Genomic DNA, 12,217 nt, shown 5'->3' with positions numbered 1-12,217 from the left:
TCAATCAAATCTTTGCAAAAAAATTTGCGATAAAAAAAAGCGCGAAAGCGGGAGAGAACCAGAAATGCGAGTGCTGAAATTTGGCGGGACATCAGTAGCAAATGCAGAACGCTTTATGCGGGTTGCCGATATCATTGAAAGTAATGCACGTCAGGGACAAGTGGCTACGGTGTTATCCGCCCCCGCGAAAATTACCAACCATCTGGTCGCAATGATCGACAAAATGGTCGCTGGGCAAGATATCTCGCCAAATATCAGCGATGCTGAGCGAATTTTTTCTGAGTTATTACGTGGACTGGCTGATACTCAACCCGGTTTTGACTATGAACGCTTGAAAGCCTTGGTGGCACAGGAGTTCGCGCAACTTAAGCACATTCTGCACGGCATTTCCTTGTTGGGGCAGTGCCCGGACAGCATCAATGCGTCGATCATCTGTCGTGGCGAAAAACTCTCCATTGCCATTATGGAAGCTGTATTTCAGGCGAAAGGTTATCGCGTTAGCGTGATTAATCCGGTCGAGAAATTGTTAGCTCAAGGTCACTATCTGGAATCTACCGTGGATATCACTGAGTCCACGCGTCGTATTGGTTCCAGCAATATTCCTACTGACCATATCATCCTGATGGCAGGTTTCACCGCGGGTAATGACAAGGGTGAGTTAGTGGTGTTGGGGCGTAATGGCTCCGACTATTCTGCGGCGGTATTGGCGGCCTGTTTACGTGCTGATTGCTGTGAAATCTGGACGGATGTCGACGGGGTTTACACTTGCGACCCTCGAGTTGTTCCTGATGCGCGCCTACTGAAGTCGATGTCATATCAGGAGGCGATGGAGCTTTCCTACTTCGGCGCTTCGGTTCTTCATCCTCGCACTATAGCCCCAATCGCTCAGTTCCAGATCCCTTGCCTAATCAAAAATACCTCTAACCCACAAGCTCCCGGTACGCTGATTGGCGGCGAAAGCACTGACGACGACGGTTTCCCTGTCAAAGGCATTACCAACCTGAATAATATGGCAATGATTAACGTTTCAGGGCCAGGAATGAAAGGGATGGTCGGGATGGCTGCTCGCGTTTTTGCTGTCATGTCCCGCAGCGGCATTTCCGTTGTGCTGATCACTCAGTCTTCCTCTGAATACAGCATCAGCTTCTGTGTGCCACAAGGCGAACTATTTCGCGCGCGCAAAGCATTGGAAGAAGAGTTTTATTTAGAACTTAAAGATGGCGTGCTGGAGCCGCTGGATGTGATGGAGCATTTGGCCATTATCTCTGTGGTTGGCGACGGTATGCGCACACTGCGTGGGATTTCAGCCCGCTTCTTCTCAGCCCTCGCTCGCGCCAACATCAATATCATTGCGATCGCTCAAGGCTCGTCTGAGCGCTCCATTTCGGTGGTCGTGAGTAACGATGCCGTGACAACAGGTGTTCGTGTCTGCCACCAAATGCTGTTTAACACCGATCAAGTGATAGAAGTGTTTGTCATTGGCGTTGGTGGGGTGGGCGGGGCATTGATTGAACAAATCTATCGCCAGCAACCTTGGTTGAAACAGCGCCATATCGATTTGCGCGTTTGTGGTATCGCCAACTCAAAAGCCATGTTGACCAATGTACATGGCATTGCGCTGGATAACTGGCGTCACGAATTGGCAGAAGTGCAAGAGCCATTTAACTTGAGCCGCCTGATTCGCTTAGTAAAAGAGTACCATTTGCTCAACCCAGTGATCGTTGACTGTACGTCCAGCCAGGCCGTTGCAGATCAATATGCTGATTTCCTTGCAGACGGTTTCCATGTGGTCACGCCAAACAAGAAAGCCAATACCTCATCCATGAATTACTACCGCCAAATGCGTGCGGCGGCGGCAAAATCTTGTCGTAAGTTCTTGTATGACACCAATGTGGGTGCGGGCCTGCCGGTTATTGAAAACCTACAGAATCTGCTCAATGCGGGTGATGAACTGATGCGCTTCTCGGGCATCCTATCTGGCTCGCTCTCCTTTATTTTCGGCAAATTGGATGAAGGCATGACATTGTCTGAAGCCACTTTGCAGGCTAAGGCTATGGGGTATACCGAACCTGATCCACGTGATGACCTCTCTGGCATGGATGTTGCGCGTAAACTGTTGATCTTGGCTCGTGAAGCAGGGTACAAACTTGAACTGGCGGATATTGAGGTCGAGTCTGTATTGCCTGCTAATTTTGATGCATCAGGTGACGTAGACAGTTTCTTGGCCCGCTTGCCATCTTTGGACGCGGAGTTCACTCGTCTGGTGGCGGATGCTGCGGAACAAGGGAAAGTATTACGTTATGTAGGATCTATTGAGGATGGTCGTTGTAAGGTGCGGATGGATGCGGTTGATGGTAACGATCCGCTGTACAAAGTCAAAAATGGCGAGAACGCATTGGCCTTCTATACCCGCTATTATCAGCCCATTCCGTTGGTATTACGTGGCTATGGCGCAGGTAATGACGTGACTGCAGCAGGGGTGTTTGCTGATCTTTTACGCACATTATCATGGAAGTTGGGAGTTTAAATATGGTTAAAATCTATGCTCCGGCATCGATTGGTAATGTCAGCGTCGGTTTCGATGTGTTGGGTGCAGCGGTTTCACCAATTGATGGCACCCTGCTTGGCGATTGTGTAAGTGTGACGGCGGCTGATAGTTTTAGCCTGCGCAACGAAGGTCGCTTTGTCAGTAAATTACCTGATGACCCGAAAGAGAATATCGTTTATCAATGTTGGGCGCGTTTTTGTCAGGAAATCGGCAAAACCATCCCCGTGGCAATGGTATTGGAAAAAAACATGCCGATTGGTTCAGGGCTGGGATCCAGTGCTTGTTCGGTGGTGGCAGGCTTGATGGCGATGAACGAATTCTGTGGCAAGCCGCTGGATGAAGTGACGTTGCTGGGCCTGATGGGCGAGCTGGAAGGGCGCGTTTCTGGTAGCGTCCATTTTGATAATGTCGCCCCTTGTTATTTGGGTGGTATGCAACTGATTCTTGAGCAAGAAGGTTACATCAGTCAGGAAGTTCCTGGCTTTAACGACTGGCTGTGGGTGATGGCCTATCCGGGCATTAAAGTCTCCACCGCTGAGGCGCGCGCGATTTTACCGGCACAGTATCGCCGCCAAGACTGTATTTCACATGGGCGCAATTTGGCGGGGTTCATTCATGCCTGCCACACTCAGCAATCGGATTTAGCTGCCAAGATGATGAAAGATGTGATCGCCGAGCCTTATCGCACGCAATTGTTGCCGGGTTTTGCTGCCGCTAGACAAGCAGCGCAGGATATCGGTGCATTGGCGTGTGGTATTTCTGGTTCCGGACCTACATTGTTTGCTGTCTGTAACGACGCTGAAACCGCGCAGCGTATGGCGAGCTGGCTGCAAAATCATTACCTGCAAAACGACGAAGGTTTTGTTCATATTTGCCGTCTGGATACCGCAGGCGCACGACTACTGGGATAACGCATGAAACTGTATAACCTTAAAGATCACAACGAGCAGGTCAGCTTCTCGCAAGCGATCAAACAGGGACTGGGTAAGCAGCAGGGGCTATTTTTCCCGCTAGAGTTGCCTGAATTTGACGTATCTGAAATCGACCAACTGTTGGATCTGGATTTTGTCACCCGCAGCAGCCGCATTTTGTCCGCCTTTATTGGCAGTGAAATTGCGCCTGAAGTTTTAACCAAACGTGTTCAGGCCGCTTTTGAGTTTCCAGCGCCGGTGGCACAAGTTGAGAACGATATCGCCTCACTGGAGCTGTTCCACGGTCCTACGTTGGCATTTAAAGACTTCGGTGCGCGCTTTATGGCGCAAATGCTAGCCGAAGTCGCCGGCGACCAACCTGTCACTATCTTAACGGCCACCTCCGGTGACACCGGTGCCGCGGTTGCCCATGCCTTCTATGGCCTAAAAAATGTGCGCGTGGTGATCCTCTATCCGCGCGGCAAGATCAGCCCGCTGCAAGAAAAGCTGTTTTGTACTCTGGGTGGGAATATCCACACAGTGGCTATTGATGGCGATTTTGATGCCTGTCAGGCGCTGGTGAAACAAGCCTTTGATGATGAAGAGCTCAAGCAAGCGTTGAGCTTGAACTCGGCTAACTCGATCAATATCAGCCGTTTACTGGCCCAAATTTGCTATTACTTTGAAGCGGTAGCCCAGTTACCGCAAGACGCGCGTAATCAACTGGTTATCTCGGTACCCAGTGGTAACTTTGGTGATTTGACTGCGGGGCTGTTGGCGAAATCTTTAGGGTTGCCGGTGAAGCGTTTCATTGCTGCAACCAATGCGAACGATACTGTGCCACGTTTCTTGGTTAACGGTGAATGGAAGCCAAAAGCGACCGTCTCGACGTTATCGAATGCCATGGATGTCAGCCAACCGAACAACTGGCCGCGCGTCGAAGAGCTGTATCGCCGCAAAGTTTGGCAGTTGAAGGATCTTGGTCACGGCGCAGTGAGCGATGAAGTGACAAAAGAGACGATGCGTGAAATGGCAAAACTGGGTTACATCTCAGAGCCCCATGCGGCCATTGCGTATCGCGTGCTGCGTGATCAGTTGCAAGATGGTGAGTTCGGTCTGTTCGTAGGCACTGCGCACCCTGCAAAATTCAAAGAAAGCGTCGAAGAAATTTTGGGTCAAGAATTACCGTTACCAAAGCCACTGGCTATCCGGGCGCAATTACCGTTGCTTTCCCACGATTTGCCTGCTGACTTTGCGCAGATGCGGGCATTCTTAATGGCGTTGCCAAAGTAACTGGCCGCCATTGTTAAACCGTAGAGCGAAGGGAAAACGGACTAGTGGCGTCGGCGACGCATGCCTCGGTACGTTAAACTTTTCGCTCATCAAATTTAAAAGGCCACTGGCCTTTTAAATTTGTCATCGGTGTATTCATTTACAATACGAATTAAGCTACCGACGAAGACAAACTAAGCAACCGTCGAATTCATCCAGAAAATCAGTGTTGTTCGGCTCGCTTGAAGACGAGCTCATTTTTCGCTGACAATCCTGCATCAAACTCATAGCCTTCTAGATTAAAATCAACCAGTTGTTCTGGCTTGGTGAGCTTATTCTGGATAACAAAGCGGCTCATCAAACCACGGGCTTTCTTGGCGTAGAAACTAATGATTTTGTACTTACCGTTCTTCTCATCCAAAAACACCGGCTTAATCATTGAGCCGATCAATTTGGCTGGTTTTACCGCCTTAAAGTACTCATCAGACGCCAGATTAATCAGTACGTTATCTCCTTGCTGCGCCAACGCTTGATTCAGCTTCTCCGTAATCAGATCACCCCAGAAGGTGTAAAGATCTTTGCCTTGCGAGTTCGCCAGCTTGATCCCCATTTCTAGGCGATAGGGCTGCATCAAATCCAACGGACGCAACACACCATACAGGCCGGAAAGCATGCGTAAATGTTGTTGGGCAAAATCAAAATCAGCTTCGCTGAATGTTTGAGCCTGCATGCCGGTATAAACATCACCTTTGAAGGCCAGAATAGCCTGACGTGCATTCTCGGGGGTGAAGTCGGGTTGCCATTCGCTAAAGCGAGCGGCATTTAAGCCGGCAAGTTTGTCGCTAATCCCCATCAGACTGCTGATTTGTGCGGGTGTTAGATCGCGGCAAATTTCGATAAGTGCTTGTGACTTATCCAACATTTCAGGCTGAGTAAACTTTTTAGTCGCTAATGGACTTTGATAATCAAGGGTTTTGGCTGGGGAGATAATAATAAGCATCACGACATCCTGTTAATCCAGATAGCACACTGTAGCAAAAAGCGCGCGCCAGCAAAAAGAAGATTAGGCGATTGCTAAGATAGGTATCCCTAGTGAACCTGACGTTGTAGGCTAGCTAGCAGCTTGGCAAGTGAATGATGCTGCCAATAATTTTATGGTTAGATGGATATATTAGCGATGATATCGATAAGCTAAATCGTCTCAGCACGATAAGAATGGACGAAGTTGCTATTAATCAGATGATTTCTAGCTGTTTTGAAAGGCGAAAACGGTTGCGAACTGGAAACAGCAAGGTTGCGCTTTTTTTAATCAGTTTAACTGCCTTGCACCGAGGCTTACGCATGTTATTATCAAGACAAGGCAGGGCTTCGAAAGCGCCTATCTTGCGAAATGGCTAACATTGCAATCGCAGTAATAACCGCTTTCAAAGTAATAAAAGTTGTTCTAAGCAATATAAACTTTCGATATGCCAAAAGTTCATGCACAAACGACGAGAAACGACAACATGACCGATAAACTTACTTCCCTACGTCAAATCACCACTGTAGTCGCCGATACTGGGGATATCGCGGCAATGAAACTGTATCAGCCGCAAGATGCAACCACTAACCCTTCGCTTATTCTGAATGCTGCTCAAATTCCTGAATATCGCAAATTAATTGATGAAGCTGTCGCTTGGGCTCGTGCTCAAAGCAGCGATCACGCACAGCAGATCGTGGATGCAACTGACAAGCTGGCCGTCAATATTGGTTTGGAAATTCTGAAACTGATCCCTGGCCGTATTTCTACCGAAGTTGATGCTCGCCTGTCCTATGACACTGTTGCCAGCGTGGCAAAAGCCAAACGCTTGATCAAACTTTATAATGAAGCAGGTATCAGCAATGACCGTATTCTGATCAAACTGGCTTCGACTTGGCAGGGGATCCGTGCCGCAGAGCAACTGGAAAAAGAAGGTATCAACTGTAACCTGACTCTGTTGTTCTCCTTCGCTCAGGCACGTGCTTGCGCTGAAGCTAATGTATTCCTGATTTCACCGTTTGTGGGCCGTATTCTTGATTGGTACAAAGCCAATGGCGACAAAAAAGAGTTCGCGCCAAACGAAGATCCTGGTGTGGTATCAGTCACCGAAATCTATCAGTACTACAAAAAACACGGTTACAAGACTGTGGTCATGGGCGCAAGCTTCCGTAATCTGGGCGAAATCATTGAGTTGGCCGGTTGTGACCGTCTGACCATCGCACCATCGCTGCTGAAAGAACTGGCAGAAAGCGAAGGCCCAGTTGAGCGTAAACTGTCTTACACTGGTGAAGTTCAAGCTAAACCAGCACCATTGACTGAAGCTGAATTCTACTGGCAGCACAATCAAGACCCTATGGCGATTGATAAACTGGCAGACGGTATTCGTAAGTTTGCTGTCGATCAGGGCAAACTTGAGAAGATGATTTCAGACCTGCTGTAATCTGAGCTAAATACGCAGGATTTGTTTAAAAGGTGGCGCAAGCCGCCTTTTTTGTTTCTATTCTTTAGTCGCTTATTCCTTCCATAGACCGGTATTTTCCTTGGTTCATCAATTGCAAAGGTTTACCGTCCGGCCCCACTTGAATCACTTTGGTTATGCTATCATTCGACCAGATAAAGGCATTTTGTCGAGGTAGTCGCATGAATACATTACGAATAGGTTTAGTGTCCGTATCTGATCGGGCATCAAGCGGAATTTATCAGGATAAAGGCATCCCAGCGCTGGAAGAGTGGCTGGCAAGTGCACTAAGCACTCCCTTTGAAATTGAAGCGCGTCTTATCCCTGATGAGCAAACACTGATTGAACAAACATTGTGTGAGTTAGTGGATGAAATGGGTTGCCATTTAGTCTTAACCACCGGAGGAACGGGCCCAGCACGGCGCGATGTTACGCCTGATGCGACATTAGCGATTGCCGATCGTCAGATGCCTGGATTTGGCGAACAAATGCGTCAAATCAGTTTGCATTTTGTTCCTACCGCTATTTTATCCCGCCAAGTAGGGGTTATCCGTAAACAAGCATTGATCATCAACTTACCAGGGCAACCCAAATCAATCAAAGAGACGTTAGAAGGGGTAAAGGATGCTCAGTCGAACGTCGTTGTCGCGGGTATTTTTGCCAGTGTCCCTTATTGCATCCAATTACTGGACGGACCTTATATAGAGACCAATGCGGAAGTGGTAGCGGCTTTTCGCCCGAAAAATGCCATTATCGATATAAAAAGCTAAATTAAAAGTTTATGTAGAATTAGATACCATTATACGAGTGTGGGGAATTTTGTACGGTATAGTCATATTTACTTTACGAAAGACTGAAAATATTTTTCTTCCCCAACTCTGGTTTACTACGGTGTCATATGTCTCAAGAACACAACTCATCTCAAAGCGACTCATCCCAACAACATAATCATAATCGTCGTTTGAATAAGCAAGATTATAAAACACTGACGCTGGCGGCATTAGGCGGGGCGTTAGAGTTTTATGACTTTATTATCTTCGTTTTTTTTGCCGCGGTGATTGGCGATCTCTTCTTCCCGGTCGATATGCCTGAATGGCTGCGTCAAGTGCAGACATTTGGAATTTTCGCTGCTGGCTATCTCGCCCGTCCACTGGGTGGCATTATCATGGCCCACTTTGGTGACCTGGTTGGCCGCAAGAAGATGTTTACCCTCAGTATTCTATTAATGGCCATACCTACGTTGGCCATTGGTATGTTACCTACTTACGCCTCTATCGGTATTGCGGCACCGCTGCTGCTGCTCTTTATGCGTGTATTACAAGGCGCAGCAATTGGTGGTGAAGTCCCTGGTGCATGGGTCTTTGTGGCTGAACATGTACCGCGTCGACGTATTGGGATTGCCTGTGGCACGCTAACTGCCGGTTTGACCGCGGGGATTTTATTAGGATCACTGGTTGCAACGGCAATGAATACCACCTTTAGCCATCAGGCCATATTAGACGGCGGCTGGCGTGTACCGTTCTTCCTTGGGGGTATCTTCGGTCTGTTCGCGATGTATTTACGTCGTTGGTTACAAGAAACGCCGATATTCAAAGAAATGCAGGCACGCAAAGCTTTGGCAGATGAGTTACCGTTGAAATCTGTGGTGGTGAATTACAAAAAAGAAGTAGTCGTGTCGATGCTGCTGACTTGGCTGCTTTCTGCGGGTATCGTTGTCGTTATCTTAATGACACCGACTTACTTACAAAAACAGTTTGGCGTGCTGCCCGCATTGGCATTGCAGGCGAACAGTTTGGCAATTGTTGCGCTAGTTTGTGGCTGTGTGATTGCGGGCCTTGCTATTGACCGTTTTGGCTCCAGTAAAACCTTTATTGTCGGCAGCTTGATGCTGGCGCTATCCACATGGTCGTTCTATCACACCAATCTTACTGATCCGACCCAATTGTTTACTCATTACATGATGGCTGGTTTTTGTGTCGGTTTAGTGGGGGCAGTGCCTTATGTGATGGTGCGCGCTTTCCCTGCGGAAGTTCGCTTCACAGGGATATCATTCTCCTACAACGTGGCTTATGCCATATTCGGCGGTCTGACACCTATTTTAGTGACGTTATTGATGAAGATTACCCCTATGGCACCAGCCTATTATATGTTGCTGCTTTCGTTGGTTGGATTGCTGCTGGGTGTTTATCTGCGTAACGATATTAATAGCGAAGTGAAAATTAATCTGACGAAGAAGGTGATGGGGTAGTTATTCTCCGTTGCCAAAAATCAGTCCATCTTAAAAAAGCCCATAACTCAATTAAAGGTTATGGGCTTTTGTGTTCGTCACGTGAGTTAAAATCCTGATTTGAAGTTAAACCCGACCTTTTGTTTAACCCGTGCTGAGGGTTGAGAAATGACTTCAGAGAATAATGTAACCGCGCCTTGTTCCTGTAGATATTGAGCTAAAGCAATAACGGCAGCAGTTCCCGCCCCTCTTACTGTCCCATCACGATTTGGGGAGAGTACATAATCGGGTAGCGTCGCTGATGCGACCAGTTCAACTTGATTTCGATTATTAAAACGATCTGCCAGCACGATGGCGACAGTTTCTCCTCGGAATTTGACAACGACATAAATCTCCCCAGGGCGCTTAATGATTAACCTGCGGTGAATAATCCCAGTCACAATATGCCCAGCATGTAAAATTTGACTTAATACGGCGGCGGTATCAGTGTTGGCGTCTAGATCAACAATATGAGAACCTTGATATCGTTCAGACCATTGCTCGATAATATTCGTGAGTTCTTCTCGCGAAGCACGAATCTTTTCAATTTCCTCAGCAGAAAGCTTCGCTGCTTCTTCGGGCGTTGGCGTCGCGATTATGTCTATTTCAAAATTTAAATCATGTTGTGGGATTTGTTCACCATTTTCAATAACCATTGGTGTGGTTGGCTTATATACAAATGTTTCGAGTAATAGCTCATAAATACCAAGTGGTAACTGTTCTACTTGGCTCGGCATGTCATGAGATGTGTAATAAGCAGTATGAATGAGATAGCTTAATTGAGCGTAATCGAATGCAGTCTTAATCTGAGCAAGGGGATTACCGGTGCTTCTATCGGTAACCTTTTCTCTGATAGCATTACTGAATCGTTGTTCTAATGCTGAATCTTCTACGACGACTCCAGTGCTCCCTGTTCTGATGATTGAATTGACAACCTTGCCAAAATATTCTGAATTCCAGGTTTGCAGGTCATGGCCGAATAGCAGGGTAAAGTCGGTCATGATATCCAGCGTCCAATCAATACAAGGTGGTCTGCCTTGACGATTAGGGCGGGAGCTTACTAATACGTAAATCGACATTCCACAGGTTTTGGCGACAGCCGGTAGACTTAATGATTGGTGGTGGTTAGTACTATCGATATAACGTAGCGTCATGTAATTATCGTCAATGTTTTCATCGACTTTATCGCTACTTATTTTTGCTAAATCTTTTTGTTTTAGTGGTCGACTCTCACCAGCGATATGTAATGTTTTTTCTTTTGTACTATGGTTAAAGTAATCTATTGTATTAAATATAATGCCATCTAATTGCTGACAGGTTCCATGGGTAATGTAGTTATAAATATTAAGGAAGGGTGTGAATGAACACATTGCCTTACTCGTTTGAGATAAATCTCTTTTCCCCCAATTTTTATCGCCAGTATCAGCGGTCAGTATAGCTCTGTTTATAATTACAGGTACATCGTTATAATTGTAATTTTCAATAATAATTTCCGGGTTGATATTGGTTGTTTTTAACCATTTGAAAGAGACAATTGGTGATATATCAACTAGCTGTTTTTTCTGTGTTTGGATATATTGGAACTGAACGAAGTCACCACTTAGCTGTATGATAAAGGCGAGTTCATTAGCATTTTTATTGTATTCAAAGTTGAACTGATTAATTGCAGCGTAGTCGGAGAAAATAATTTCATTTTCAGTCACGTTGATGTTCGGGCCATTAAGTAAGTTAATACTATACCCTTCAATCTTTCGATAGTACTTACTGTTGAGGATAAGTATCACTTGCTTATTAAGCAATCGATCATCGTGCCAGTATTGACCAAAGGCTTCGGGGAGGTTTATTTTATGTGTATTAAAAATAGTGCAGTTTATATTACAGTTGAGCTTTTTGTTTTCTGATACTTTTAAGCTGCTTATCTCGGTTCTCATCCGTAATCGCTTTAACTGGTTTACATTAATGCTCTCTGTTAATGTGAAGAATGGAGGGCTGAAATTATCATTTTTATAGATTGTTGCCATCATTCCTAAGGGGATGTTTATTGATTCAACACTATCGTTATCAATAATTTTGGGGTCCGATTCGGTATGAAATGATTTTTTAAATTCAGCGTATAGATCGACTTGTTGACCTGAATATAAGCAGGTGTTGTCACCTTCGAAATTATTTTCTGTATAAAAACAGACGCTGTCATTGGAGTAAACAGATGTAGATGTTATTAATATAATACTGATAAATAGTTTTATGACTATATTCATTGACATCCCCTTAGCTTTGTTAATTAAAGTATGGGTTATTGTCGCGGCACGGAGATTATATAATGAAGCTGTATTTTTACCTTATTTATTTTTCAATAGTTCATTATGATAAAGTTATGGGGCGTTTTCTATTACGCAATCTATTAACTCAGGGGCTTAAGTATCATCTGGCTGTAATAAATAAACACACACCGAATGTTAGTTAGTTTCAAACATTCAGCGTGTGCTTAAATTGAACATTTCAGGCGGTTTTATACTTAAACTGCCGGTTGTACCTGTAACGTTTGGTTTGGTTCACCAATTGGCAATACAGTACGACCATATTGCTCGTTCAGCACTTCCGCCATTGCTAGATAAATAGCGCTAGCACCACAAATAATGCCTTCAAAACCGGCAAAGACCAGCAGTGAATGATTACCCGTGAAGTTGCCTACAGCAAGTAGAGCGAATAGCAGTGTTAGGCTGCCGAAAACAAACTGCAAGGC

9 protein-coding genes are annotated in these 12,217 nt (G+C 45.9%); 6 read left to right on the top strand and 3 right to left on the bottom strand.

Translation table 11 applies throughout. The annotated features are described in order from the left end of the window. Positions 1-64 precede the first annotated feature (64 nt). The 3 genes from thrA to thrC are packed head-to-tail and all read left to right on the top strand — an operon-like array spanning position 65 to position 4,752. A complete protein-coding gene (gene thrA / locus BN68_RS10635; RefSeq protein ID WP_019211151.1) occupies positions 65-2,527 on the top strand; it encodes a bifunctional aspartate kinase/homoserine dehydrogenase I in 2,463 nt (820 codons plus the stop codon). Positions 2,528-2,529: 2 nt separating this feature from the next. Further along, positions 2,530-3,459, top strand: coding sequence for a homoserine kinase (thrB, locus tag BN68_RS10630; protein ID WP_042806635.1), 930 nt, complete (start codon positions 2,530-2,532; stop codon positions 3,457-3,459). Between the two features lie 3 nt (positions 3,460-3,462). Continuing rightward, a complete protein-coding gene (gene thrC / locus BN68_RS10625; protein ID WP_019211149.1) occupies positions 3,463-4,752 on the top strand; it encodes a threonine synthase in 1,290 nt (429 codons plus the stop codon). A gap of 202 nt (positions 4,753-4,954) precedes the next feature. Here the strand turns inward: thrC and yaaA are convergent, their stop codons facing one another. After that, positions 4,955-5,731 (bottom strand): peroxide stress protein YaaA, encoded by a 777-nt coding sequence (yaaA, locus tag BN68_RS10620; protein ID WP_019211148.1) that lies wholly within the window; start codon positions 5,729-5,731, stop codon positions 4,955-4,957. Positions 5,732-6,236: 505 nt separating this feature from the next. Here yaaA and tal point away from each other — a divergent pair. The 3 genes from tal to BN68_RS10605 all read left to right on the top strand — a co-directional run bounded on the left by tal (position 6,237) and on the right by BN68_RS10605 (position 9,456). Beyond that, a complete protein-coding gene (tal, locus tag BN68_RS10615) occupies positions 6,237-7,190 on the top strand; it encodes a transaldolase (RefSeq protein WP_019211147.1) in 954 nt (317 codons plus the stop codon). A 200-nt stretch (positions 7,191-7,390) separates the two neighbouring features. Next, positions 7,391-7,978, top strand: coding sequence for a molybdopterin adenylyltransferase (gene mog, locus BN68_RS10610; RefSeq protein WP_019211146.1), 588 nt, complete (start codon positions 7,391-7,393; stop codon positions 7,976-7,978). 128 nt (positions 7,979-8,106) lie between these two features. Next, positions 8,107-9,456 (top strand): MFS transporter, encoded by a 1,350-nt coding sequence (locus tag BN68_RS10605; RefSeq protein WP_019211145.1) that lies wholly within the window; start codon positions 8,107-8,109, stop codon positions 9,454-9,456. A gap of 86 nt (positions 9,457-9,542) precedes the next feature. On the opposite strand, the gene BN68_RS10600 is transcribed toward BN68_RS10605, so the two are convergent. Together BN68_RS10600 and BN68_RS10595 are read right to left on the bottom strand one after the other, a co-directional pair. Continuing rightward, complete coding sequence (locus BN68_RS10600) at positions 9,543-11,732, bottom strand: hypothetical protein (RefSeq protein ID WP_019211144.1); 2,190 nt, start codon at positions 11,730-11,732, stop codon at positions 9,543-9,545. Positions 11,733-11,989: 257 nt separating this feature from the next. After that, on the bottom strand, positions 11,990-12,217 hold a 228-nt coding region (locus BN68_RS10595; protein ID WP_019211143.1), incomplete at its 5' end, for an acetate uptake transporter.

The sequence above is a fragment of the Yersinia massiliensis CCUG 53443 genome (genome assembly GCF_000312485.1).
Taxonomy (GTDB): Bacteria; Pseudomonadota; Gammaproteobacteria; order Enterobacterales; family Enterobacteriaceae; genus Yersinia; species Yersinia massiliensis.
Note: the sequence above shows the minus strand (reverse complement) of the source record. Positions and strands in the feature narration are given on the sequence as shown.